This is a genomic window from Cellulosimicrobium sp. GQ32, assembly GCF_059758455.1.
Map to the genome: position 1 here is coordinate 80,665 of NZ_JCAXEP010000004.1, position 25,942 is coordinate 106,606.

The following is a 25,942-nucleotide window of genomic DNA, read 5'->3' on the forward strand; positions in this document are numbered from 1 at the left end:
ACCGTCCAGGACCCGCGGCCCACATCGGCGCCATGAATATCGGATCTCCACGACCTCGGCCGCCGGCCATTCCGCTCGCATGGCGCCCCTCGCCGCGGGACCGGCGTGTGCACTTGCCCGGGGCCTGAAGCCGCGCCTCGCAGAACGGGATCCCCCGAATGCCATTTCACCCGAGGTCGGGCGCGAGACGGTCCTGGGCGGCATTTTTGCCCAGCTATTGTGCGAGGGTTCACATCTCACTCGGGAGACCCCTCACATGTCGTTTCGCGCGCGCCTTGCCGCTGTCGTCGGCGCTTCCGTCCTCCTCTCGTCTCTTGTCGCCGCGCCCTCGTCGGCGGCGACCGTCACTGCCGCCGAGCTTCCCGGCCTCCTGACCGTTGCTGCCGAGACCACGTCGCCGTCCTACGACCGCGACAGGTTCGAGCACTGGATCGACGCGGACGGCGACGGCTGCAACACCCGGTACGAGGTGCTGATCGAGGAGTCGACGTCTCCTGTCTCCGTGGGCGCGGGCTGCGCCCTCTCCGGCGGCACGTGGGTGTCGCCGTACGACGGCGTCGCGGCCTTCTCTCCCGCGGAGATCGAGATCGACCATGTCGTCGCGCTCGCAGAGGCCTGGCGGTCCGGCGCCGCGGGCTGGACCGACGACGCGCGGCGTGCGTTCGCGAACGACCTCGACGTCCCGTACGCGCTGACGGCCGCCTCCTCCGTGTCGAACCAGTCCAAGTCCGACAAGGACCCGGCGGAATGGCTTCCGACCAACGGTTCTGCCACCTGCGAGTACGTCATGGGGTGGGCGCTGACGAAGTACCGCTGGTCGCTGTCGGTGGATCCGGCGGAGCTCGCGGCGCTGGAGACCCAGCTCAGCGGGACGTGCGGGCAGACCGCGGTCACCCTCCCGCAGGTGATGGCCGAGGAGCCGGTCACCGATCCGGGACAGACCGTGATCGCTCCGTTCACCGAGGCGAACACCCGCCTGGGTGGCGCTGACCGGTACGCGGTCTCCGTGGGCATCTCGAAGCGCTACTCGCCCGGCGTGCCCGTGGTGTACATCGCGAAGGGTACCGACTTCCCCGACGCTCTCTCGGCGGCCGCCGCCGCGTCCCGGCTCGGCGGACCGCTGCTGCTCACCCCCACGGCTTCCCTGCACAAGAGCGTCGCCACGGAGCTGTCCCGGCTCCAGCCGCACAGGATCGTCGTCGTCGGAGGGACCGGCTCGATCACGGCTGCCGTGTTCAACGCGCTCGCCGCCTACGCGCCCGAGGTCGTGCGCGTCGGCGGGGCAGACCGGTACGAAGCCAGTCGCAACGTCACCACCTCGGCATTCACCACGGCCGACACCGCGATGATCGCGACCGGTCGCACGTTCCCGGACGCTCTGGCTGCGTCCGGCGTGGCGGGAAAGCTCGGAGCGCCGGTCCTGCTCGTCGATGGCGCTCGGGCGTCCGTCCCCTCGACGACCATGAACGTTCTGCGCGGCCTCGGAGTCAGCACCGTCTACGTCGCCGGCGGTCCTGGCTCGGTGAGCCCCTCCATCGTCACGCAGCTGCAGAACGCCGGATTCGCCGTGACCCGCTTCGGCGGTGCTACCCGCTACGACGTCGCCGCGAGCATCAACGCCGCCTTCTTCCCCAACGGGGCGGACACCGCGTTCTTCACGACCGGGCTCAACTTCCCGGACGCACTCTCCGGTGCGGCACTCGCCGGCCGACTCGCCGCGCCGCTGTTCGTCACCACTCCCGGCTGCCTCCCCCCGGCGATCCGGGACTCCGCGAACGCGGTCAACCCGAGTCACCGCGTGTACCTCGGCGGTACGGCATCGGTCAGCGACGCCGTCGTCAGCAACCTGGGATGCCTCGCGGCGGGCACCCCGTCGATCAGTGGAGCAGCGACGGTGACGAAGACGCTCACCGCGAACCCCGGTCCAGGATGGACCCCGGGCACGTCCTTCACATATCGCTGGTATGCCAACTCCACGTACGTGGGAAGCGGCAAGTCGCTGACCCTCACGGCAGGCCACTACGGGAAGAAGCTCCGCTTCACGGTCACCGGCACGCTCGCGGGGTACACCTCGGTCACGCGGTCGAGCGGTTCCACGTCCGCTGTGGGCTACCCCTCCCGCACGGCTCCGGTGAGCGCCGTGAACTGCCCGTCCTGGGCTCCGATCAAGGGGAACGCGGACTCGATGATCTACCACGTCCCCAGCGGCCGGTACTACGCCGCGACGCACCCCGAAGAGTGCTTCCGCACCGAGTCCGCTGCCGTCGCCGCCGGCTACCGCAAGTCGAAGCTGTAGGTCGAGGTCGGTCCTCTGCCTGGCCCGGCGTGAAGAGCCGAGGCGTGATGGCATAGGGCTGACCCGACGGAGGAGGCTCGGCGTGGCGGTGCGACGGACGGATCTGCCCTCGGCAGAGCTCATCGAGCTCCTGGACGCCTGGCTGCCCGCGCGGCGGTGGTACCCCGTGAAGGGGGTCGCCGTGCGCCACGTGCCCTGGCTCTCCTTCGCGCTCGACGTCCCGGCGTCCGCCACGCCCGGCCCGCCCGACGGCGCGTGGCCGGGGACGCGGGTCGAGCTCCACCTGCTGCGGCTCGTCGGCGACGGCGTGGACCTCGTCGTCCAGGTGCCCCTCGTGCTCGAGCCGGCGATCCCGCCGGCCGGCGCGCCGCCAGGCAGTGCGCCCCCGGGCGGCGCGACGACGGGCGGCGCGGCGCCGATCGGGACGCTCGCCCCGGGCGGCGGCGACGACGCCGGGTGGGTCGTGCACGACGGCGCCGCGCACCCCGCGTGCTGGGCGGCCCTCCTGGCCGTGGCGGAGTGGGAGAGCCGCGGCACAGCACCGGACGGGGGGAGTCCCCGCGGCGGGGGCCCCGACGCCGACACCGACCTCACCGGTGGACGCGCGCTGAGCGTCGAGCAGTCGAACAGCTCGGTGCTGCTGCCGCGGGTCGCCGGCGGGAGCATGCTCAAGGTGCTGCGCGCCATCGCGATCGGGCCCAACCCCGACGTGACCATCCCCCGCGCGCTGGCGGCCCAGGGCTGGGCCGGGGTGCCCCGGCCGCTCGCGTGGCTCGAGGTGCGGTGGGACGCGGCGGACGACCCGGTCGCCGTCGACCCGGGCGCGGACCACCGACCGGGCGAGCCGACCGCGGGGGGCGAGGCACCGCCGTCGGGCACCGCCCCGGGCGCGGAGGCGCCCCGCTCCGCGCACCTGGCGATCCTCAGCGAGTTCGTCGAGGGCGCGCGCGACGGGTTCGACCTCGCCTGCTCCTACGCGGGGCAGGACGCCTCGTTCGCCGACCTCGCGGCCGACCTGGGACGCGTCCTCGCCGACCTGCACGGCGCGCTCCGCAGTGCGTTCGGCGTCGGCTCGCCCGTCGACGCGCGCTGGCTCGTCGCGGACCTGCGCCGGCGCGCGGACGAGGCCGTCGCGTCCTCCGGCGCGCTCGGGCGGCGCGCGGCGGACGTCGCCGCCTTCTGGGACCGCACGTCGGCGCGCCTCGCGAACGTCACGCGCGTGCCGGACGCCCTCCCCCGGCTCCAGACCGTCCACGGCGACCTGCACCTCGGCCAGGTGCTGCACGCACGCCGGTTCGGCTGGAAGGTGCTCGACTTCGAGGGCGAGCCCCTGCGGCCCGTCGCGGAGCGCACGCGCCCGGACCTCGCGCTGCGCGACGTCGCCGGGATCGTGCGGTCGTTCGACTACGCGGCCGCCGTGGGGCGTGCGCGCGACGCCGCGTGGGCCGTCCAGGCACGCACCGCGTTCCTCGACGCGTACGACCGGGCCGACACCGCCGGCGTCGACCGCGCGACGTCCGAGGCGCTCGTGCGGGCGCTCACGCTCGACAAGGCGCTGTACGAGGTCGTGTACGAGTCGCGCAACCGCCCCGACTGGGAGCCCATCCCGCTCGCCGCCGTGGACCGCCTGCTCGCGGGCAACGCCTGACCCGGGAGCCCTGGAGGGAGGAACCCGGTCGCTCGCCGGGCCCTCCCTCGATGACGGTTCAGCGCCGGCCGCGGCCGGTGACGAGCTGGTTCGTCGAGCGCAGCACGCGCGGGGCGACGAGGGCCCCGGGCTCGACGCCCGCGAGCGCCGCGTCAAGCCCGGTGACGTGGAACGTCACGGACTCGCCGGGCAGGAGCGTGACGAGCATGTCGTCCGCGTGCAGGCCCGGGTGGAGCTTGTCGGCCAGGAGCGCGACGTCGCGCACGAGGTTCTCCGCCGTCACCCGCACGGCCCAGCCTGCGGGCTCGCGGTGCACCTCGGTGACGAGGCGCGGCGGCGTGAGCGACGCGTCGCGCGGCTCGGCGAACCACCACAGCCCGCGGGCGTCGCCGAGCGTCGCGACGAGCAGCTCGGCCGTCGCGTCGTCGGGCGTCGCGACGTCGCGCGGCACCTCGACGCTGGTGGTCCCACGCGCGTCGACCCAGGTCGGGACCGACGTCGCCCGCCGCTCCGTGCCGTCGAACGACAGGCGTCGCACCACCAGGTCGCCCGACCACGCCTCGTCCGAGTCGTTGGCCACGACCACGACGAGCCGGTCGGTCTCGTCGCCGGCCGGGACGCCGCCCTCCGCGGACCGCGGCTGGACGGTGACGAGGCGGTCGGCGTGCGCGTGCGCGAGGGCGTGCAGGAGGGGCTTGGCACGCCCGTCGCCGTCCACCGCGGCCCAGGACGTCACAGGCCAGCAGTCGTTGAGCTGCCACACCACGGAGCCCATCGTGCGGGGCGCCCACGAGCGCAGGTGCTCGACCGCGACCTGCACGGCGACCGCCTGGTTCCAGGACATCGCCCAGTGCCAGTCCTCCATGTCGTCCGGCAGCGGCACGTGCCGCACGAGGCCGTCGGTGAGCTTGTCGTTGCCCTGCGCAGCCTTCTGGTGCACGAGCATGCCGGGCGACTCGGGCGTGAGCGGGTCGTCGCTGATCGCGCGCGTGAGCGTCGACCACGTGGGCGGGCCCTGCCAGCCGAACTCCGCCATGAAGCGCGGCACGTCGTCGCGGTAGCGCGGCCAGTCCTGCCGGTTCCACAGCTCCCACGAGTGCATCGAGCCGTGGTCGGGGTCGTTGGGGTGCACGTCGAGGCTTCCCGACCACGGGCTCGACGGCGTGTACGGGCGCGTCCCGTCGAGCTCGGCGAGCACGCCCGGCAGCAGCTCGGTGTAGTACCCCAGCCCCCACGACTTGCCCTCGAGCCGCAGCTCCCAGCCCCACGCGCCGAAGCCCCAGATGTTCTCGTTGCTCCCGTTCCACACGACGAGGCTCGGGTGCGGGGCCAGGCGCGTGACGTTGTCGCGCGCCTCGGCCTCGACCTCCGACCGCAGCGGCTCGTCCTCGGAGTACGCGGCGCACGCGAACGCGAAGTCCTGCCACGTGAGGATGCCGCGCTCGTCGCACAGGTCGTAGAAGTCGTCGGCCTCGTAGATGCCCCCGCCCCACACGCGCAGAAGGTTCATGTTCGCGAGCTCCGCCTGGTCGAGCCGGGCGGCGTAGCGCTCGCGCGTCACGCGGTGCACGAACACGTCGTCGGGGATCCAGTTCGCGCCCTTGACCCACACCGCACGCCCGTTGACCACGACCGTGAACGACGTACCGTGCTCGTCTGGAGTGAGGTCGAGCCGCGCGTCGCGGAACCCTGTGCGCCCGGCCCACCCGTCGAGCGCACCGTCGCCCGCGGTGAGCGTCACCTCGACGTCGTACAACGGCTGCGCCCCGTACCCGCGCGGCCACCACAGCGCCGCGTCCGGGACGTCCACCGGCACGACGGCGGTCGTCGCCCCCGCGGAGAGCACCACCTCGGCGCCGTGGTGGCCCGAGGGGCCGCGGAGCGCGACGCGCAGAGCGAGCGGCCCGTCGCCGGCAGCTCCGGGGGCGTCCGGGTCGAGCGGGGCGCGCTCCACGTCGACGTGCACCGCGACCCGGCCCGGCGCCGTGGCGAGGTGACCCGCCCGGGAGGACGCGTCGTCGGGCAGGTCGACCGAGACGAGCGGGCGCACCGACGCGACCCGCGCCGTGGACCACGACTCGAGGCGCACGGGCTTCCACAGCCCCACCGACGGCGCGTCGATCCCCCAGTCCCACCCGAAGCTGCACGCGGACTTGCGGATCGCGTTGTACGGGTGCTTGTTGACCTGCGGGCGGTAGCCGAGCGCGAGGGACTCGCGGTCGGCGTACCGCACGGGGGACGTGAACCGCACGACGAGCTCGTTCTCGCCCACGCGCAGCAGGTCCGCCACGGCAACGCGGAACGTGCGGAACTGGTTGCGCGCGCTCAGGATGCGCGTGCCGTTGAGCGACACCGTCGCGACGGTGTCGAGCCCGTCGAACACGAGGTCGTGGCGATCCAGGGCGGGTGCGTCCGCTGCGGACCAGGCGAACGTCGTCCGGTACTCCCAGTCGCAGCGCCCCACCCACGCGACGAGGTTCTCGTGGTCGTCGAGGTAGGGGTCGGGGATCAGCCCCGCCGCGAGCAGGTCGGTGTGGGCGCTGCCGGGGACCGACGCGGGGACCTCGACGCCCACGACGTGCGCGGGAACCGGCCCCGCGACGGCGCGCGCCGTCCAGCCTGCGTGGAGCTCGCGCCGGACGAGGCGTGCGGAGTCGGTCACCGGCACGGCGGGTGCGGTCGGCGTCGGGGCGGTCGTGCTCGTCACTTGGTGGCTCCTGAGGTCAGTCCGTTGTAGATGTAGCGCTGCAGCAGCAGGAACGCGACCAGCGTCGGGACGATGACGAGCACGGTCCCGGCGGAGATCACCTCCCACTGTGCGCCGAAGGGGCCCTTGAAGCGGAACAGCGACGTCGAGATGACGCCGAGGTCTCGCTTCGGCATGTAGAGCCAGGGCAGGTAGAACTCGTTGTAGATCGCGATGCCCTTGATGATGATCACGGTCGCGATCGCGGGCTTGAGCAGCGGGAAGACGATGCGCGCGTAGATCGTCAGGCGGTTCGCGCCGTCGAGCATGGCCGCCTCGTCGAGCGACCGCGGGATCGACTTCATGAACTGGAGGAAGATGTAGATCGAGATGATGTCGGTGCCCATGAACAGGACGATCGCGGCCCACCGGGTGTTGAACAGGCCGAGGCCGCTGACGATCTGGAACGTCGCGACCTGCGTCGTGACCCCGGGCACGAGCGTCGCGAGCAGGAACGCCCCGACGACGAGTCGCTGGCCCCGGAACGTGAAGCGGTCGATCGCGTAGGCGGCCATCGTCCCGATGATGATGGTCCCGGTGAGGGCGACCACGAGGATGATCGTCGTGTTGACGAACCCCTGGAGCATGCCGCCGCGCGTGAAGGCCGTGACGAAGTTGTCGAGGTTCGTCCAGCTCGACGGCGGGTCGAGCGGCCCGGTCTCGCGGAACTCGGCCTGCGTCTTGAACGACGCCATGAAGATCGTCACGAGCGGCACGACTGCGACGAGGCACGCCACGACCAGCGACGCGTACTTGAGCGTGGTGCCGACTGGCCCCAGGACGGGGCTCGCCCCGCGCGTCCAGCGCACCCAGCCGGCCCGGACGCGGTCGGCGGCCGACGGCGCGGGGAGCGGCGGGGCGGCCATGTCGCGCGGACCGGGGGCCGTCCGGGGCGCCGGGGCGTCCTCCGCCCGGGAGGCGTCGTCGTGCGCGGCGGACGTGCGCAGCGGTGCGGCGCTCATACGAGATCACCTCTCTCGTCGGGGACGATGCGTCGCTGCACCCACGAGATGAGCAGGACGATGATCAGCAGGACGACGGCCATCGCCGAGGCGAGACCCACCTTCGAGAACGTGAAGGCTGTGTTGACGGTCTGGATGACGAAGGTCTCCGACCCGTTCGCGCCGCCCGTCATGATGAACGGCATCTCGAACACCGACAGCGCGCCCGACACCGCGAGGATCACCGACAGCCCGATGATCTGCCGGATCCCGGGGGCGATGATGAAGCGGAACTTCTGCCAGGCGTTGGCGCCGTCGAGGTCGGCCGCCTCGTAGAGCTCGTTCGGGATCGACTGGATCGCCCCGAGGAAGAGCACGAAGTTCAGGCCCATGTAGCGCCACACGCTCGTCGCGGCGAGCGAGACGTTGACGAGCGACGGGTCGCCCAGCCACAGCGGCGGCTCGGTGAACCCGAACGCGGCGAGGAACGCGTCGAGCGTCCCGCCGGGCCGGAAGAAGTAGAGGAAGACGAGCCCGATCGCGACCCCGTTGATGAGGTAGGGGAAGAAGAGGATCCCCTTGAACCAGTTCCGGAACCGCGTGCTGAAGCTGAGGATCGTCGCGAAGTACAGCGCGAGGACGAGCTGCACGGCGGCGCCCACGAGGTAGTACAGGCTCACGAGGAACACGCGGAAGATCTCTGGTCGAGTGAAGATCTCGACGTAGTTCTTCCAGCCGACGGGCTCCTTGACGGGGTCGAGCCCGTCCCAGGACGTGAAGCTGTACCACACCATGTTCGCCACGGGGACGTAGGTGAAGAGCAGCAGCATGCCCACGGGGACGAGCAGGAAGAGCCACGGCGTGACCCGCCACCCGCCCTTGGTCGCTCCCCCGCCCGGGGCGGGACGACGTCGTCCCCTCAGGCGTGCCGGGCGCGTCGCTGGGAGCGCACCGGCCGGTCCGGTGACCGCGGCCATCGCAGTCGCCTCCTTCGTTCGTGCTCGCTGGGTCGTCGCTCGCCGGGGCCGGCGAGGCTCGTGCCGGGGGCGGTCGCGCCCCGGGCGGGGCGGCCGCGCGCCGTCGGCGCGCGGCCGCCCGCCTCGTCAGCCGACGACCTCGGCGCGGGCCGTCGCCCAGCGGTCGTTGAGGTCGGCGAAGAACGACACCTTGTCGCCGTCCGCCGCGCCGCGCGCGACGTCGATGTACTGGCGCCGGAACTGGTCGCCGTTGAGGTCGATCTCTGCGGCGTTGTAGATGTCGGCCAGGAGGTTCTCCTCGCCCTCCGGGGCTGGGGCGATCTCGACCTCCTCGACGCCGAACGTCTCGAAGTCGGCGAGGATCTCCGGCGACTCGCCGTCCACCTGCGGCGCGATCCCGCCCTGGCTCGCGGCGAAGCCCGACTCGTCGAGGAACCAGTACAGCCACGCCTCGGCGGCCTCCTTGTTCTCCGAGTGCTTGGAGATCGCGAGCTTGTAGTCGGCGCCGACCGTGGAGTGGAACGCGCCGTCCGTCTGCCACGGCATCGGCCAGAACCCGATGTCCTCGCGCGGGTTGCCCGCCGCCTCCGCGGCGTCCTGCATCTGCGTCACGGCCCACGAGCCGAGCACCATGCTCGCGACCTGGCCGGTGCCGACGAGGTTCTTGGACTCCTCCCAGTTCGTCGTGGTCGGGTCGGGCTCGGAGAGGCCGGCCTCCACGACGTCGAACAGGAGCGAGTCGATCGCGTACTGCTCCTCGCCCTCGGTCCACGGCGCGTCCTGCTCGGTGCGCAGGTTCACGGCCTCCGGGCCGTCGATCGAGCCCTGGTTGGACTGCCACTGCGTGAGCGGCCAGCCGTCCGCGTAGTTCGTGTAGTACGGGATGGTGTCGGGCGAGCTGTCCTTGATCGCCTCCAGCGCGTCGAGGAACTCCTCGGGCGTCGCCGGCGGCTCGGTGATCCCCGCCTTCTCCCAGACCGGCTTGTTGAGCACGTAGCCCATCGCGGTCCCGAACGTCGCGAGGCCGTAGACCTGGCCCTCGTACGCCTTGTCGTGGATGAAGCGGTACTCCTCGCCGAGCTCGTCGACCGTCCCGAGGGGCTCGAAGAAGGTCGAGAGCTGGTCTGCGTCGACGGTGTTCGGGATGAGCAGGACGTCGCCGTAGTCGCCGGAGTTGAGGCGGATCGAGACGTCGCCCTCGTAGTCCGTCACCGCCTCGAACTCGACGTCGACGTCCGGGTAGGTCTTCTGGAACTCGGTCACGTAGTCCTGGAGCACGGTGTCGACGATGTCCGTGCGGTTCGTCAGGACGGTGATCGTCCCCGACGGGCCGTCGCCGTCCCCGTCGCCCCCGCCGGTGGAGCCGCCGGAGCAGGCTCCCAGCACGAGCACCATGGCTGCGGCCGTGCTCGCGGCAAGGATGCGCCTCTTCGCCATCTCGATCCCTCATTCTCGTCGTCGTTGACAGTGCGCGCCGCCCCGGTGCGGATACAGCGCTTAAGCCGTTCGGCCGTCTGGTGCACCGGATGATCAGGTCCGATGTCGATGAGGACGAGTGAAGCGGTTAAGTTGTCGTAAGTCAACGACGCCTGGTCACGGTTCGATCACGACGACGGGAGGGCCTGGGTCGGGCGGCGTCAGCTCTCGACGCGACGCGCGGTCGTGCCCCGGGGGCGCAGCGTCGGCGTGGAGTCCAGGAAGCTGCCGCCCGCCCGGCCGTCGATGCGGTCGAACAACCGCCTCGCGACGTGGGCGCCGAAGCTCGTCACGTCGTGGCTCAGGGCCGACAGCCGGGGGTACGTCGCCTGGCACAGCGGCGAGTCGTCCCAGGCGATGATCGACAGGTCCGCGGGCACCCGGACGCCCAGCTCGCTCGCCACGCCGAGACCCGCGAGTGCCATGACGTCGTTGTCGTAGATGATCGCCGTCGGCCGCTCCGGCCCCGTGAGGAGCGTGCGTGTGGCGCTCGCCCCCTGGTCGGCCGTGTAGTCGGTCCGTCCGATCTCCCCGCTCACGCCGAGGCGCGCCACCTCCTCGCGGAACGCCACGTCGCGGATGTGCGTGTGCCCGAAGCTCGTGACCCCCGCGACGCGCGCGATGCGCCGGTGACCCACGGCATGCAGGTAGCGGACCGACTCGCGCATGGCCGAGGCGTCGTCGGTCCACACGTTCGTGAGGTCGCCGGCGAGCGCCGGGTCGCCCACCACGACGGCGGGGATCGCGTCCGGCTCGGACAGCCAGGCGACGCGCGGGTCGTCGAGGCGGAGATCGACCGTCACGACGCCGTCGACCCGGCGCGCGGCCCGCCACTTGCGGTAGGCGCGCAGCTCGGCGTCGAGGTCGGGGACCACCTGGAGGAGCAGGCCGTACGACCGTGCCGCGAGCTCGGACTCGATGCCCGCGATGAACTGCATGTAGAACGACTCGAAGCCGAGCGTGCTCGGGTCGCGCGCGAGCACCAGGCCCACGGTCTCCGTGCGCGCCCCCGAGAGCGAGCGCGCGGCCGAGCTCGGCTCCCAGCCCAGCTCCGCGGCGACGCCGAGGATGCGCGACCGGGTCTCGGCCGACACCCCTGGTCGGTTGTTCAGCGCGTACGACACCGCACCCGTGGACACCCCTGCCCGCCGGGCGATGTCCGCGATCGTGATCCGGGCCATGGTGCGCTCTCCTCGTCGTCGGGACGACCCCCGTGCCGTCGCCCACACGCTGCACTGAAGCGCTTCACCTGTCAACTGCCGCGCCTCGGCACACGGCCGCGGCGACCGACCGGACACCGCAGCGCCCGGCCGCCCGTCCCCGTCGCCGCTGCTAGGGTCGGCCCGTGCAGAAGCCGCAGCAACGAGCCACTCTGGCCGACGTCGCGCGGCTCGCCGGGGTGAGCGCCAAGACCGTCTCCCGCGTCTACGACGGCAGCACCAACGTCTCCCCCGACACCCGGCGCCGTATCGAGGAGGCCGCCGCGCGCCTGAGCTTCCGGCCCAACCTCCTCGCGCGCGACCTCCGCCACGGCGGGGTCTCGTCCGCCGTCGGCTTCGTGCTCGGCGACCTCACCAACCCGTTCTACTTCCAGGTCGCCGCCGGCATGGAGCGCGAGCTCGCGCAGCACGGTCTGACGATGGTCCTCACGGCGACCGAGGACGACCCCGCCGAGGAGGAGCGCGTCGCCGGGACGCTGCTCGCCCAGCGCGTCCGCGCGCTCGTCCTCGTCCCGATCGCGCAGGACCAGTCGTACCTCGAGAGCGAGCGCCGGCTCGGCACGCCCGTCGTGACGATCGACCGCCCCGCGCACAACCTCCTCGCCGACTCGGTCGTCCTCGACAACCGGGAGGGGACCGCGGAGGCGGTCCGGGCGCTCACGCGGCTCGGCCACCGCCGCGTCGCGTTCGTGTGCAGCCCGGGGGACCTGTACACCCACGCGGAACGGCTCGCGGGGTACCGGGAGGCCCTGCGCGAGGTGGGCGTCACGGACCCGTCGCCGTGGGAGCGCCTCGACGACGCCGGCGGGAGGAGCACCGAGGCCGCGGTGCTGGACGTCCTCGACCAGCCGGACCCCCCGACAGCGATCGTCACCGGCAACAACCGCGCGAGCGCGGCGCTCGTCCGCGCGCTCGGTCCCGCGCGCGACGACCTCGCGTACGTCGGGTTCGACGACTTCGACCTCGCCGACGCCTTCGGGTTCAGCGTCGTCGCCTACGACACCCGCGAGATCGGCCGCGCCGCCGCACGCCGCGTCCTCGAACGGCTCGCCGACCCGCAGGGCGCACCGGTCCACGTCCGCATCCCCACCCACCTCGTCGCCCGCGGCTCCGGCGAGCGTCCGCCCGCTCGCTCGAGCTAGCGGCCCGGACACCCGAGATCAGATCGCCGGGCCCGGAGACCGCTCACCGGGTCGGACCACGCTCGCGAGGTCGAACCTCGCGAGCGCCGCCTCACGATCGCACGTCCACATCTTGAGCAGTCCAGTGTGCCAACGATGGCATTCGCGAGGTTGTCGATCGTTCCGACACGTCGCTACAACAGCAGGTTTCTTCGCCGCTTCGACGCGATGTCAACGTTGACATTCGACGAGCTCGGCCCTAGCGTCCGCTGGGTCAGCACACCCCTCGGACGAAGGAGTCCTCATGTCCCGACGCTCACGTCGGTGCGCCACAGCCGCTGCGGCGGTGCTGTCGCTCCTCGCGACGCTCACGCTCGCGGCGACGCCCGCGTGGTCCTCCCCCGGCCCGACGACGTGGCCCACCGCCGCCGATCCACCGGACGACGGGCCCGTCGTCGTGAGCCTCGACGACTTCGACGGCTACGGCGACGATGCCGCGCTGTCGTCGCTGTACCCCCGCAACACGAACGGCGGGACGAACACGGCGACGCTCGTCGACTCGCCGTTCGACGCCGAGGGCGAGGACCTCGGGACCGCGATGCGGTTCGACTACGCGTTCACCAACGGCTACTCGGGTCGCTCGCGCGCGGTCGACGGCTACTGGCCCGGCCTGCAGGCGGTCGAGCTGTGGATCACGAACGGGACGCCCGGTCAGGACGTGCTGCTGCAGCTCTCCGACGGCGCGTCGTTCGAGGCGCACCTGAACGACGTCGCGGGGTTCGACCCGACGTCGACGGCGCCGCAGCGTGTGCGCGTCCCGATCGAGGACTTCCGCCCCAAGTCCGGGACCGGCACCCTGCGCACGAGCGGGATCACCTCGTTCGCGCTCTACGTCAACCAGGTCGGGGCGGGGACGGGAGGCACCATCGTGGTCGACGAGATCGACCTGCTGTTCGACGTCGCACCGCCGGTCCCGGAGGTGACGTTCCCCGCGACGCAGCTGCGCACCGACGGCGCCGGGAACCTCCTCACGCTGCTCGCCGAGCACGCCCTCGTGCCCGACGGCACGCGCGTCGTCCAGGCGACGTGGACCTCCGACGACCAGGCGGTCCTGCGCGACGCGACCCGACCCGAGCCCAAGGGCGACTTCCGCGCCGAGGGCACGATCGGCGTCCACCTCCACCAGGTGCGCCTCTTCGTCCCGGCCGAGGACGGCGGCGCGGGCACGACGTTCGCCGTCGACGTGGACACCCACCTCGAGATCGAGGTGACTGACCTGACCGCGCCCGTCGACGTCGTCGACTACCTCGACGCGATCACCGGGACCGGGATGCTCTCCGCGATGCACCACGACCAGTCGTACGCGAACCCCGCGGCGAACGACGTGCTGCACCAGCGCGTCGCCAACGAGTTCGGCGTCTATCCCGCGCTGTACAGCGCGGACTTCCTCACGGGCCAGACCGTGCCGTACCGGCAGAACATGATCGACGAGGTCCGCCGTCAGTGGGACGCGGGGAACCTGGTGCAGATCATGTTCCACGTCTCGCCGCCGCAGTACACCGTGGCCCAGGAGGTGCAGGGCGGCTGGGGCGGCGACCAGGCGCACGAGACGCTCCCGAGCCCCAACCGGATCTACTCGTTCCTCTACGAGGACCGGTGGGACGAGCTGCTCACAGACGGCTCGCCGCTCAACGAGAACTGGAAGCTGCGCCTGGACGAGTACGCGCGCCTGCTCCAGCCGCTCGAGGACGCGGGCGTGACGGTCATGCTGCGCCCGTTCCACGAGATGAACCAGCACGTGTTCTGGTGGGGCGGGCGGCCCGGGCTCGACGGCAGCGCCGGCCTGTACCGCATGGTCCACGACTACCTGGAGCAGGAGAAGGGTCTGTCGAACATCGTGTGGGTCTGGAACGTCCAGGACCTGCCCGACGACTACGGCTTCGCCGACGGCGATCCCAAGTTCGACCGCTACGAGGGCCTCGAGGGCGGGCTGCCCGAGTACGACGCCGACGACTGGTCGAGCTTCAGCCCCGGCGCGGACTACTACGACGTGCTGTCCGTCGACTTCTACGACGTCGAGGGCTACGCGCCGCGGCACTACGAGCAGGCGCAGCGCATCGCGCAGCGCGACGGCAAGCCGATGATCGTCGGCGAGACGTTCGTCTTCCCGACGCAGGACGAGATCGCCGCGCAGCCGGACTGGTCGCTCGCCATGCCGTGGGGTGTGCGGACGTGGAACCACAACACGCCGCAGGCCATGGCGACGTTCTACGAGCACAGTATCGGCGCCGCGGGGCTGCCCCGGTTCACGACGCGTGACAACACGGCGACACCGACGGCCACGGACGCGCGCGTCGTCGGCGTCGTGAACCCGCACGGGTACGAGGTCGCCGCGCTCGCGGTGCGCTACTCCGCGCCCCTCCCCGCGGGCGAGCTCGACCCGGCGGCGTTCGCCGTGCGGGCGGACCTCGACGGCCCGACGCCGGACACGTCGTCGGACGGCCCGCGCACCGTGGTCCGGGCCTACACCGCGGCGGGTCCCGACGGCGCCGCATGGCCCGACGGCGCCGGCTCACCCGGGCAGGAACCCGTGCCGGGCGAGTGGGTCGTCCTGGAGCTCGACACCTCCGACACCAACGCGGCCGGGACGTTCTACTCCGGGACGACGCAGACCTACGACCTGGCCGCCGCGTACTCGGTGACCCAGGTCGCCGACGTGCACGTCGGCGGGACGACCCTGCCCGCGTCCGACGGGCCGGTCGCGGCGTCGGCGGTCGACACGCCCGTCGTCGACGAGTACGAGGCCGGGGTGTGGGACGGACCGGGCGACGCGTTCCGGTACCGGCTCTTCACCCCGCACGCGTACCGCGACGCGCCGGACGACGACACGCTCTACCCGCTCGTGCTCACGCTCCACGGCACGGGCGAGACCGGCACCGACAACGCCGTCCAGCTCCTCGGCAACCAGCTCTCGGTCGCGTTCGCCGCGCCCGAGCGCCAGGCGAGCGACCCGGCGTTCGTCCTGTCGCCGCAGCGCGCGCCCGACCAGGACTGGCTCACGCCCTCCGGGCGCGAGGCGCTCGTCGGGATGGTCGAGGACCTGGTCGACCGCTACCCGGTCGACCCCGACCGCGTGTACCTCACCGGGCTCTCGCGCGGCTCGCGCGCGAGCTGGCCGCTGCTCGCCGAGGACGGCGACCTCTTCGCCGGAGCGCTGCTCGTCGCAGGTGGTGAGTCGGCCGAGCTCACGGCGCAGATCGCCGACCTGCCGGTCTGGGTGCACCATGCGATCGACGACCCGACGGCGCCATACGGCCTCACCCTCACCGCCCTCGAGGGCCTCGAGCGTGCGGGCGCCGTCGTGACGCGCGGCGAGTGGGCGGGCAACCTCCCGCGCGACGCGGCCGCGGCGCGGGCACAGGCGCTGTGGGACGAGGCCCGCGCGGCCGGGAGCGACGTGCTCCACACCGCGTACTCGCCCGGCACGACGGGCACGCCGGACCGGCCGGCGTACCCGCACTCGTCGTGGATCCCGACCTACGCGAACCCGGTCGTCCTGGACTGGCTCTTCACGCAGTCGCGCGACGACGGCCAGTCGGTCTCGGTCGAGGCGTCGGCACGTTGCCTCGCCGGGAAGGCGTACGTCGCGGTGCGGGCGGCGAACGACGGTGGCGCCCCGGTCGGCATCACCCTCACCACGCCGTACGGCAGCAGGACGTACTCGACCGTGGGGCCCGGCTCGAACGCGTACCAGTCGTTCGCCTCGCGGGCGACGGCTGTCGCGGCGGGGACAGCGACCGTCACCGTCACCGCGGGCGACGGCGCCGTCACGACGCTCGACGCCCCCTATGACGCCGCGACCTGCGGGTAGCGTCCGACCTTCCCGCACGTCGTCCGACGACGGGCGACGCCCCTGACGCCCGCATGGGGCGTCGGGGGCGTCGTCGCGCAGGAGAAGCCCCGCTCTTGGTAGGACGGCAGCTCAGTGGACGGCGGCGAGCAGGACGCCGACCCCGACGAAGAGGCCGCCGAAGAGCCGGTTGACGGTGCGCTGCCCGCGCGGGCTGCGGGTCAGCCGCCGCAGCCCCGTGGCCGCGGTCGCGAAGAAGAACCACATGACGAGCACGTCGATCACGACGACCGTCACCCCGAGCACGACGTACTGCGGCAGCAGCGGGCGGTCCGGCCGGACGAACTGCGGGATGAACGCGAGGAAGAAGACGATCGCCTTCGGGTTCGTGAGGTTGACGAGGAGCCCACGCCGGACCATGGACCACCGCGACTCCGGTCCGCGCGCGACGGCCTCGCCGTCGTCGCTGCTCGGACGCGACCGCCACTGCCGGATCCCGAGGTAGACGAGGTAGGCGGCGCCGCCGTACCTGACGACGTCGAACAGGACGGGCGAGCCCGCGACGAGCACGCCGACGCCGGCCGCCACGATCGCGACGTGCGCGACGAGGGCGAGCTGCTGGCCGAGGATCCCCCAGATGGAGCGCGCCCACCCGACGCCGATCGAGTTGGCCATCGTGTTGACCGCTCCCGCGCCCGGCGTGAGCGAGATGAGCACCCCGGCGGCCGCCAGGGTCGTCCAGACCGACCACGCCATGGCGGACAGGATAGGCGCCCGCCGGCGGTCGCCGAGCAGGCCGAGCGCGCCGCGTACCCAGAGCGCCGTGCACCCAGAGCGGAGTGCCCCGGGCACGACGACGGCCCGCCCGGCCCTTCTGGGTCGCGCGGGCCGTCGTCGGGCCTTGTCCTCAGCCGCAGGCGACCGCCGGGTACGGGACGTCGAGCGCGACGGTGTCGTCACCCGACGCGACGGTGACGGCCGCCGCCCCTCCGGGCGCCGACGTCGCTCGGACCGCGAACGACTGGTACGCGTTGGCCCCCGGCGCGACGGCCGCGAAGACCTTGCTCCCGTACGGCGTGCCGAGCGTCACGGCGACGGGCGCGTCGCCGTCGTTCGTCGCCCGGACGGCGACGTACGCCTTCCCGGCGAGACACCGCGAGGACGCCTCGACCGTCACGGGCACGTCCGGTCCCACCACGGCGGTCCGCACGTCGTCGACGACGAGCACCGCCGGCCCGCCGCCCCCGAGGTAGAACGAGATCTCCGTGATCGTCTGGAGGTCCGGGCGACCGCCGCCGCCCGCCCACGGCGGGAGCGCGAGGTCCGCGAACGGCACGTGCACGACCCCCGCCGGCTGCGGGCCCACATCGGGCAGCACGGTCTCCCAGAACTGGCCGCCGGCGACGACCTGCACGGTGACTCTCTGGCCCACGCCGAGGCCGGAGCGGTCGAGCCACAGGTCGAGGCCCTCGTAGCCCCACCACGACTGCGGCGCGTCGAACGTGCGGGTCACGCCCGCGTACCCGGACGACGCGAGCGTCGTCGTGAGCCGCATCGCCAGACCGCCGTCGGCGCCGGGGACGAGCGTCGCCGTGATCGGGTCTCCCCCGGTGTTCGCGCGGTGCGCGGCGGTGAGCGCCGCGTCGTCGGCGAAGCCCTCGTAGTCCTCGACCACGAGCGGCTCAGTCGGCAGCGCGTCGGTCGCGAAGGTCCGCGGCCCGCCCGTCATGCCCGTGCTCCCCGCACCGTTCAGCGCCGCGACGTGCCACGTGTACGACGTCGCGGGCTCGAGCTCCACGGCTGGCGCGAGGCTCGTGCCGCGCACCTCCGCGGACAGGAGCGGCGTGCCGGCGGCGTCGGTCCGGGCGAGCGTCACGCGGTAGGTCGCTGCCTGCGCGGCCGGCTCCCACCGCAGGGTCGGCGTGCCGCGCAGGGCGGACGCGCCGTCGTCGGGCGCGAGGGCTGCGAACGCGCCCGGAGCGGCGAGCTCCCCGCCCGTGCCGAACAGGCGCACCTGGCCGAGCTGCTGCGCCCACTCGGGCGTCGCGTCGGCGGGCCAGGCGACGCGCACCGCGTCGGTCCCCGCGGGCAGGGGCGCGGTGTACGCGAAGCGCCCCCACGCGCCACCCACGGCCCCCGGAGCGCCGGCGACCGCGACGTCGAGGCCCTGCCAAGTGCCGCCGACCCGCGCCTCGAATGTGAGGTGGGCCGGCTCGGCGTCGGGCCAGTACCACCCCGTCGCCTCGAGGCGCGTGAGGCCGTCCGCCTCCCACGCGAGCGACGCCGCGCCGGGCGCGTCGCGCTTCGCCCGCCCGGCGTCGCCGCCGAACAGGCCCGGGTTGCCGGTGTCGATGCCGACCGACCCCTCGACGCTCGCCCCCGACAGGTCGTCCAGAGCGTCGTCGACCACGGGCAGGTCGGCGGCGCCGCGCAGCGTGACGCGCTCGAGCCGCGCCGACGCGCCCGCGGGCCACGTGACGCGCAGCCGCTCGCCCTGCGCCGCGGACACGGAGACCCGGAAGCACCCTTCCCCGTCCGGCCCGACGGCGGTGCTCGCCGCGGCCCACGTCTCGCCGTCGGCGCTGGTCTCCACGGCGAGCGCCGCGACGTCGGCGGCGGTCGTCGACCGCACGCGCAGCTCCGCGCCGCTCAGGCCGTCATGGGCCCACGTCGCGTGCGCGGCGCCGTCGCCGGCCGGGCCGAGGAGCGCGACGTCGCCGTCGGGCGTGACGCGCAGCCCGGCGTCGTCGACGAGCGGGCGCTGCGTCTCGAGCGGGTCGACGAGGACCTGCTCGCCCGCCGCGACGACGACCGGCTCCGAGGCCGGCCCGTCCGCGCCGTCCGTTCCGACCGGGACGACACGGTAGGCCGCGTCGCCGCCCGCGGACGTGTCGAGGTACGGCTCGCCCGTGTCCGTGAGGCCCTCGGCGACGGCCTCGAACGGCCCGGTCGGAACGCCGTCGGACACCGCCGCGCGCTCGACCCGGTACGTCGCCGCGCCCGCGGCCCCGCGCCACGACACCTCGTGGAACCCGTAGGTGCTGCCGACCGACGTCACGAGCGGCTGCCCCACCTCGACGGGGACCGGGGCGCCCGCGAGCGTCGCCGAGAAGTCGCGGATCGCCGCGACGTTGCCGCGCATGCGGTCGTCGGTGCCCGGGTAGTGCAGCGTGAAGCCGTCGTCGTGCGGGACGAGGCCGGACGCGTCGTCGTGCCCGAAGAGCGACCAGAACATCATCCCGGTGACCTCGGGCTCGGCCGCGAGCGGCTCGAGCAGCTCGGGTGTCGCGGCGGTCGAGGCGTACTCGCCGGCGACGTACACCTTCCCGGCGTCGGTGATGCGGGCCGCGTCCGCGCGGACGCCGCTCACCGTCGGCGGGTAGTAGTGCACGTCGACGATGTCGACGAGCGGGGACGCGAGCGTGTCGTCGTCGATGCCGAACCGCTTGCCCGCCGCGACGAGCTGGCGCGGCGCGCGCTCGGAGATCTCGGTGGCGACGTGCTCGACCCACTGCGGCGTCATGCCCTCGAGCTCGTTGCCGAGCTCCCACGCGAGGACCGTCGGGTCGTCCTTGAGCGCGAGCCCGGTGTACGGGTTCACGTGGTCCATGACGTGGTGCACGTAGTCCGTGAAGTCCGCGACGACCCGCGGGTCGGAGTAGAACTCCGCGCACGGCGTCAGCGGGGACGTCGGCGCGCACAGCCCGTACGGGGCGCCGAAGTCGCGGTGCCCGCCGTGGTAGTACGCCCACTCGTCGGTCAGCGGCAGGATCAGGCGGATGCCCTTCGAGGCGGCGTAGGCGACCGCGTAGTCGATGCTCGCGAACGCGTCGGCGTCGTACCCCGCCTCCTTCGACGGGAGGATCGCGAGCGGCGTACCCGTCGAGGCGAGCATGTGCGAGCGCACGACCGTCACCCCGAGGTTCGACGCCGTGTCGAGCGCGTCGCGGATGCGGAAGAACGTCGGGTAGTCGACCACACCGGGCGGGACGTTCTCGTCGAGGCCGAGCCAGTAGATGTTCGTCCCGCTGAAACGGAACGTCTCTCCGTCGAGGACGAGGCGCGTGCCGTCGCGCTCGACGAACGAGGTGTTGCGGCTCTCGCCGAGGGGTGCGCTCACGGCGGGGTTCTCCTTCGTCGGGGCGGCAGCAGCGGTGCTGGTCGGGCTGCCACCCGCGCTGCCTGCGGCGGCGCCGACCGGGACGACCGTACCCACGAGCGCCAGCACGACGGCGGTCGCCAGCCCGAGCGGTCGGCGTCCGGCAGGTGGTCGGCGTCCGGCGTGCGGTCGGCCGCGGTGGGTCTCGGCGTTGCCTGCGCGGGGCCTCGCCGCGCGCAGTCGTCGTGGGGTCATCGTCCGCTCCTTCGCGTCGGTGGCGCGTCGGCCGCCCGACGCAGGGCGACCGTAGATCGTGGTGGTGAATCATGTCAACGCTGTCACGATGTAATCGCTCCTACCACTGGGGCTGGTGATAACAAGGCATTAAGCGGTTCATGACAACGGTAGACAGACCTGTCGGCGCGGTACTACCGTTGCCGCCCGTCAGGCACCACTCACGCAACGACGCGGAGGACGCATGCGACACCTCACCCCAGCCCACGGCAGACCCGGCAACGCATCCGGGCCTCGACCCGACGTGACGACGACGGCCCGCCCGAGCGCCCCACGACGAGCCCTCGCCGCGCTCGCCGTGGGCCTCGCAGCCCTGCTCGTGGCCACGCTCGTCCCGACGGCCCCTGCCGCGCACGCCTTCCCGGCACGCGACAAGCAGGCGGTGATCGACTACCTGCGGTCCATCACCGGGACCTCGATCGTCTCGGGCCAGCACAACAAGGAGCCGGCCTCGGCACCCGGCCAGTACACGCAGCAGGTGCGCGACATCACGGGTCAGTACCCGGGCCTGTGGGGCGGCGACATGATGTTCCGGGGCCAGGACCAGGCGAACCGGCAGCGCGTCGTCGACCAGGCGAAGACGGAGTGGGCGAACGGATCGCTCGTCGCGCTCACGTGGCACGCGTGCTCCCCGACCGGCCCGGGGACGTGCGAGTTCGAGGGCGGCGTCAAGACGCAGATCAGCCAGAGCCAGTTCGAGCAGGTCGTCACGGGCGGCACCGCGCTCAACCAGACCTGGCGCGCGCGCATGGCCGAGGTCGTGCCGTACCTGCGCCAGCTCAAGGACGCCGGGGTGCCCGTGCTGTGGCGGCCGTTCCACGAGATGAACGAGACGTGGAACTGGTGGGGCGGCCGCGCAGGGGTCAACGGCGGCGCGAAGATCTACCAGCAGATGAAGGACTACTTCGACTCCCAGGGGCTCGACAACCTCATCTGGGTCTGGAACGTCCAGGACAACCCGAACGCGAACTGGGCGAGCTACTACCCCGGCAGCTCGTACGTCGACGTCGTGAGCCTCGACGTCTGGTACAAGAACCACCCCAGCCAGTCCGACTACCAGCAGCTCCAGTCCATCGCCGGGAGCAAGCCCCTCGCGATCGCCGAGATGGGCAAGGTCCCGAACGACGCGCTCCTCACGGCCCAGCCGCGCTGGAGCTACTTCATGGTCTGGTCCGAGCAGCTGCGCGGGAGCAACACGAACGCGGAGATCCAGGCGGCGTACTTCCACCCGCGCGTGCTCAACCAGGGCGAGGTGCAGCTCGGCTCCGGCGGCGGGTCGCCCGAGCCCGGCCCGTCTCCCGCGACCGGCGCGATCGTCGGGCTCGCCGGCAAGTGCGTCGACGTCGCCGCATCGGGCACCGCCAACGGGACCGCCGTCCAGCTCTACACGTGCGCGCCGGGCGTCGCGCAGACGTGGGAGGTGCGCTCCGACGGCACGATCCGCAACCCGAACGCGGGGAGGTGCCTGGACGTCGCCGGCCAGGGCACGGCCAACGGCACGGTGGTCCAGATCTGGGACTGCAACGGCTCGGGCGCGCAGCAGTGGGTGTACTCGGCCGCGACGCAGTCCCTGCGCAACCCGCAGGCGAACAAGTGCCTCGACGTCACGAGCCAGTCGTCGGCGGACGGGACGCGGCTCCAGGTCTGGGACTGCACGGGCACCGCGAACCAACGGTGGACCCTGCCGTCCTGACTCCCCGGTCCGGCTCGCCCGGCGGTCGTGAGCGCCCCCTCGCGATCGCCGGGCGAGCCTGTCAGGTGCGCAGCGAGCCGACGTGGAAAGGTTGCCTCATGACCGGGCCAGCCGACTCCACCACCCCGCCCCCCGTCGTCGTGCCCGCGGACGCGCTCGCGGCCGCGGCAGCGGGCCGCACGTTCGACCCGCACGCCGTGCTCGGCCCGCACCTGGCGCCCGACGCCGGCGACGCGCGCGCCGTCGTCCGGGTCCTGCGCCCGCTCGCCGACGAGGTCGTCGTCGTCACGACCGACGGCGAGCACGCGGCCGCGCACGAGCAGGACGGCGTGTGGGCCGCCGTCGTCCCGGTGCACCAGGACGCCGACGGGACCCGGCACGCCCCCGACTACCGCGTCCGGGCGCGCTACGGCCACGAGGCCACGACCGCCGACGACCCCTACCGCTTCCTGCCCACGCTCGGCGAGGTGGACCTGCACCTCATCCGGGAGGGGCGGCACGAGGAGCTGTGGCGCGCCCTCGGGGCCAACCTGCGCACGTACCCCAGCACGCTCGGCGACACCAGCGGCACCGCGTTCGCCGTGTGGGCACCCAACGCACGCGCGGTCCGGGTCATCGGCGACTTCAACGGCTGGGGCGCGACGCACCCGATGCGCTCGCTCGGCTCGAGCGGCGTCTGGGAGCTGTTCGTCCCCGGCGTGGGCGCGGGCGCTCGCTACAAGTACGAGATCCTCGGCCCCGACGGCTCGTGGCGGCAGAAGGCGGACCCGCTCGCCAAGGCGGCGGAGGTGCCGCCCGCGACGGCGAGCATCGTCGTCGAGTCGCAGTTCGTGTGGTCCGACGACGCCTGGCTGGCCGCGCGCGCCGCCCACGACCCGCACACGCAGCCCCTCAGCATCTACGAGGTGCACCTCGGGTCGTGGCGCCAGGGCCTGTCGTACCGCGACCTCGCCGAGCAGCTCACCGCCTACGTCGTCGAGCAGGGCTTCACGCACGTCGAGCTCCTGCCCGTCGCCGAGCACCCGTTCGGCGGGTCGTGGGGCTACCAGGTCACCGGCTACTACGCGCCGACGTCACGCTTCGGCCACCCCGACGACTTCCGCTACCTCGTCGACCGCCTGCACGCCGCCGGGATCGGCGTCGTCGTCGACTGGGTCCCCGCGCACTTCCCGCGCGACGAGTGGGCCCTCGCCCGCTTCGACGGCACGCCCTGCTACGAGCACGCCGACCCGCTGCGCGGCGAGCAGCCCGACTGGGGCACGTTCGTCTTCGACTTCGGTCGCAACGAGGTCCGCAACTTCCTCGTCGCCAACGCGACCTACTGGCTCGAGGAGTTCCACGTCGACGCGCTGCGCGTCGACGCCGTCGCGTCCATGCTCTACCTCGACTACTCGCGCGGCCCCGGCCAGTGGCACCCCAACGTGCACGGCGGCCGCGAGAACCTCGAGGCCATCGCGTTCCTCCAGGAGGCCAACGCCACCGCCTACCGGCGCACGCCCGGCGTCATGATGATCGCCGAGGAGTCGACGGCCTGGCCCGGCGTGACCCGGCCGACCTCGTCCGGCGGCCTCGGGTTCGGGCTCAAGTGGAACATGGGCTGGATGAACGACTCCCTGCGCTACGTCGCCGAGGAGCCCATCAACCGGCGCTACCACCACCACGAGATCACCTTCTCGATGGTCTACGCCTACTCCGAGCAGTTCGTCCTGCCGATCAGCCACGACGAGGTCGTGCACGGCAAGGGCTCGCTCTACGGCAAGATGCCCGGCGACGACTGGCAGAAGCGCGCCGGCGTGCGCGCGTTCCTCGCCTACCAGTGGTCCCACCCCGGCAAGCAGCTCCTCTTCATGGGCAGCGAGATCGGCCAGCACTCCGAGTGGAACGAGGGCCGGTCGCTCGATTGGGACGGCCTCGCCGCCGACCCCGGGCGGCAGGGCGTCCAGCGCGCGGTGCGCGACCTCAACGCCCTCTACCGCGCGACCCCCGCGCTCTGGGAGCTCGACCACGACCCCGTCGGCTTCGAGTGGCTGGATGCCGACGACGCCGACCACAACGTCCTCGCCTTCGTGCGCCGCGGGCGCGACGGCAGCGAGGTCGCGGTCGTCGTGAACTTCGCCGGCACGCCGCACGAGGGCTACCGCGTCGCGCTGCCGTCCGGCGGGGCGTGGCGCGAGGTGCTCAACACCGACGCCGAGGTCTACGGCGGGTCCGGCGTCGGCAACCTCGGCGAGGTCGAGGCGGAGGCCGTCCCGTGGAAGGGCCGTGCGCACTCCGCGGCCCTGCGCCTGCCTCCGCTCGGCGCGCTGTACCTCGTCCCGTCGCCGAGGTAGAGGTCTGGTCCGCCGACATCGAGGTCTGGTCCGCCGACATCGAGGTCTGGTCTGCCGACCTCGAGGTCTGGTCACCCTGGGTGGTGGGTGGGGTGGTGGCGCCGGGTCTACCATCCGCCGCTCGTCCCTCGCGGCTCCCGCCAGGCCCGCCGCGACCCGGCGCCACCACCCCACCCACCCGGCTTCGTCTCGCCTTGTGCGGTGAATCCCTCAGCGCGACGGCGGCCGGTCACCGTAAGGTGACCGGCCGCCGTCGAGAGGGGTGCTTACGCCGCGCTCGTGTCTCAGTAGAGGCTGATCGCGAGGCGCTGGCGGGCCTTGCCGACGCGGGGGTCGGTGGGGCCGACGACCTCGAAGTAGTCGAGGAGGCGCACGCGCAGCTTCTCCTTGCCGTCGGCGTCCGCGCCGGGGAGGAGGTCGAGCAGGCGGCCGAGCGCGTCGTCGACGTGGCCACCGAGGATGTCGAGGTCCGCGATGGCGAGCTGGGCGTCGACGTCCTGCGGTGCGGCGGCGGCCGCGGCGCGGACGGTCCCGAGGTCGGCGTCGCGCGTGCGCTGGAGGAGCCGCACCTGCGCGAGGCCGGCGACGGCGAGCGCGTCGCGCGGGTCCTGCTTGATCGCCTTCTCGTAGGCCGCGACGGCGGCGTCGAGGTCGTCGCGCTCGATCGCGTCGTACGCCTCCTGGTGCAGCGGCGGGAGCTCGGGCTCGGGCTCCGGGGCGGGCTCGGCGGGCACCGGCTCGCCGTCGCCGCCCTGGGACGGCGCCCGGCCGGTGACGCCGTTCGCCTCGGCGGCCTGGAGCACCTGGTCGATCACCGAGCGCACCTGCTCCACGGGCGCAGCACCCTGGAACAGCGGCACCGGCTGCCCCTGGAGGATCGCGACGACGGTCGGGACGCCCTGCACCTGGAACGCGGCGGTGATCTGCGGGTACGCCTGGGCGTCGACGCGGGCCAGGAGGAAGCGGCCCGCATACTCGCCGGCGAGCGCGCCGAGGTCGGTGCCGAGCTGGGCGTTCGCCTGGTCGGTCGGGATCCAGAGCAGGACGACGACCGGGTACTGCGTCGAGTCCTGGACGAGCTGGCCGAACGTCTCGTCCGTGACGTCGACGACGTAGCCTCCGGCCGCGGGCGCGCCGCCCTCCTCCCCCGGCGGCGGGGACTGCGGCCGGTTCAGCGCGGACAGGTCGACCGCTCCGCGCACGTCGAACGCGGGCTGCTGGGTAGGTTCGCTCATGGAGGCAATCCTAGGG

At 72.9% G+C, this 25,942-nt stretch carries 14 protein-coding genes; 6 read left to right on the top strand and 8 right to left on the bottom strand.

Annotated elements, in window-relative coordinates; all coding sequences use genetic code 11:
• Positions 1–256: 256 nt before the first annotated feature.
• Both AC6CH9_RS08495 and AC6CH9_RS08500 read left to right on the top strand, forming a co-directional pair.
• Entirely contained in the window at positions 257–2,296 is a 2,040-nt protein-coding gene (locus AC6CH9_RS08495; RefSeq protein ID WP_498154487.1) for a cell wall-binding repeat-containing protein, read from the top strand.
• Positions 2,297–2,378: 82 nt separating this feature from the next.
• Complete coding sequence (locus AC6CH9_RS08500; protein ID WP_498154488.1) at positions 2,379–3,944, top strand: aminoglycoside phosphotransferase; 1,566 nt, start codon at positions 2,379–2,381, stop codon at positions 3,942–3,944.
• A 58-nt stretch (positions 3,945–4,002) separates the two neighbouring features.
• On the opposite strand, the gene AC6CH9_RS08505 is transcribed toward AC6CH9_RS08500, so the two are convergent.
• From AC6CH9_RS08505 to AC6CH9_RS08525, 5 genes are all read right to left on the bottom strand, one after another.
• Entirely contained in the window at positions 4,003–6,651 is a 2,649-nt protein-coding gene (locus tag AC6CH9_RS08505; protein WP_498154489.1) for a glycoside hydrolase family 2 protein, read from the bottom strand.
• Positions 6,648–7,652 carry a carbohydrate ABC transporter permease gene (locus tag AC6CH9_RS08510; RefSeq protein WP_498154490.1) on the bottom strand — a complete coding sequence of 335 codons (1,005 nt, stop codon included), beginning with the start codon at positions 7,650–7,652 and terminating at the stop codon, positions 6,648–6,650. The genes AC6CH9_RS08505 and AC6CH9_RS08510 overlap by 4 nt, the downstream gene beginning before the upstream one ends.
• Positions 7,649–8,608 carry a carbohydrate ABC transporter permease gene (locus AC6CH9_RS08515; protein WP_498154491.1) on the bottom strand — a complete coding sequence of 320 codons (960 nt, stop codon included), beginning with the start codon at positions 8,606–8,608 and terminating at the stop codon, positions 7,649–7,651. Before AC6CH9_RS08515 ends, AC6CH9_RS08510 begins: the two co-directional genes overlap by 4 nt.
• A 126-nt stretch (positions 8,609–8,734) precedes the next feature.
• Entirely contained in the window at positions 8,735–10,045 is a 1,311-nt protein-coding gene (locus tag AC6CH9_RS08520) for an ABC transporter substrate-binding protein (protein WP_498154492.1), read from the bottom strand.
• Positions 10,046–10,245: 200 nt separating this feature from the next.
• Positions 10,246–11,265, bottom strand: a complete 1,020-nt coding sequence (locus tag AC6CH9_RS08525) for a LacI family DNA-binding transcriptional regulator (protein ID WP_498154493.1) — start codon at positions 11,263–11,265, stop codon at positions 10,246–10,248.
• 164 nt (positions 11,266–11,429) lie between these two features.
• Here AC6CH9_RS08525 and AC6CH9_RS08530 point away from each other — a divergent pair, with 164 nt between their 5' ends.
• Positions 11,430–12,446 carry a LacI family DNA-binding transcriptional regulator gene (locus tag AC6CH9_RS08530; protein WP_498154494.1) on the top strand — a complete coding sequence of 339 codons (1,017 nt, stop codon included), beginning with the start codon at positions 11,430–11,432 and terminating at the stop codon, positions 12,444–12,446.
• Between the two features lie 283 nt (positions 12,447–12,729).
• Positions 12,730–16,296 carry a glycosyl hydrolase gene (locus AC6CH9_RS08535; RefSeq protein ID WP_498154495.1) on the top strand — a complete coding sequence of 1,189 codons (3,567 nt, stop codon included), beginning with the start codon at positions 12,730–12,732 and terminating at the stop codon, positions 16,294–16,296.
• Between the two features lie 111 nt (positions 16,297–16,407).
• Here the strand turns inward: AC6CH9_RS08535 and AC6CH9_RS08540 are convergent, their stop codons facing one another.
• Positions 16,408–17,031 (bottom strand): LysE family transporter, encoded by a 624-nt coding sequence (locus AC6CH9_RS08540; RefSeq protein WP_498154496.1) that lies wholly within the window; start codon positions 17,029–17,031, stop codon positions 16,408–16,410.
• Positions 17,032–17,182: 151 nt separating this feature from the next.
• On the bottom strand, positions 17,183–20,629 hold the full coding sequence (locus tag AC6CH9_RS08545; RefSeq protein WP_498154497.1) for a cellulase family glycosylhydrolase: 3,447 nt from the start codon (positions 20,627–20,629) through the stop codon (positions 17,183–17,185).
• 283 nt (positions 20,630–20,912) lie between these two features.
• Between AC6CH9_RS08545 and AC6CH9_RS08550 the strand changes: the two genes are divergently transcribed.
• The gene (locus AC6CH9_RS08550; RefSeq protein ID WP_498154498.1) at positions 20,913–22,361 is read left to right on the top strand and encodes a glycosyl hydrolase; all 1,449 of its coding nucleotides are present in this window, start codon (positions 20,913–20,915) and stop codon (positions 22,359–22,361) included.
• Between the two features lie 98 nt (positions 22,362–22,459).
• The gene (gene glgB, locus AC6CH9_RS08555; RefSeq protein WP_498154499.1) at positions 22,460–24,691 is read left to right on the top strand and encodes a 1,4-alpha-glucan branching protein GlgB; all 2,232 of its coding nucleotides are present in this window, start codon (positions 22,460–22,462) and stop codon (positions 24,689–24,691) included.
• A gap of 284 nt (positions 24,692–24,975) precedes the next feature.
• Here glgB and AC6CH9_RS08560 read toward each other — a convergent pair whose 3' ends face one another.
• Positions 24,976–25,926 carry a tetratricopeptide repeat protein gene (locus AC6CH9_RS08560; RefSeq protein ID WP_498154500.1) on the bottom strand — a complete coding sequence of 317 codons (951 nt, stop codon included), beginning with the start codon at positions 25,924–25,926 and terminating at the stop codon, positions 24,976–24,978.
• Between the last annotated feature and the right edge of the window lie 16 nt (positions 25,927–25,942).

Excerpts from the sequence above, each read along its gene's own strand:
- AC6CH9_RS08495 (WP_498154487.1), top strand. The coding sequence starts at position 257 with ATGTCGTTTCGCGCGCGCCTTGCCGCTGTCGTCGGCGCTTCCGTCCTC.
- AC6CH9_RS08510 (WP_498154490.1), bottom strand. The coding sequence starts at position 7,652 with ATGAGCGCCGCACCGCTGCGCACGTCCGCCGCGCACGACGACGCCTCC.
- AC6CH9_RS08515 (WP_498154491.1), bottom strand. The coding sequence starts at position 8,608 with ATGGCCGCGGTCACCGGACCGGCCGGTGCGCTCCCAGCGACGCGCCCG.
- AC6CH9_RS08520 (WP_498154492.1), bottom strand. The coding sequence starts at position 10,045 with ATGGCGAAGAGGCGCATCCTTGCCGCGAGCACGGCCGCAGCCATGGTG.
- AC6CH9_RS08525 (WP_498154493.1), bottom strand. The coding sequence starts at position 11,265 with ATGGCCCGGATCACGATCGCGGACATCGCCCGGCGGGCAGGGGTGTCC.
- AC6CH9_RS08535 (WP_498154495.1), top strand. The coding sequence starts at position 12,730 with ATGTCCCGACGCTCACGTCGGTGCGCCACAGCCGCTGCGGCGGTGCTG.
- AC6CH9_RS08540 (WP_498154496.1), bottom strand. The coding sequence starts at position 17,031 with ATGGCGTGGTCGGTCTGGACGACCCTGGCGGCCGCCGGGGTGCTCATC.
- AC6CH9_RS08545 (WP_498154497.1), bottom strand. The coding sequence starts at position 20,629 with ATGACCCCACGACGACTGCGCGCGGCGAGGCCCCGCGCAGGCAACGCC.
- glgB (WP_498154499.1), top strand. The coding sequence starts at position 22,460 with ATGACCGGGCCAGCCGACTCCACCACCCCGCCCCCCGTCGTCGTGCCC.
- AC6CH9_RS08560 (WP_498154500.1), bottom strand. The coding sequence starts at position 25,926 with ATGAGCGAACCTACCCAGCAGCCCGCGTTCGACGTGCGCGGAGCGGTC.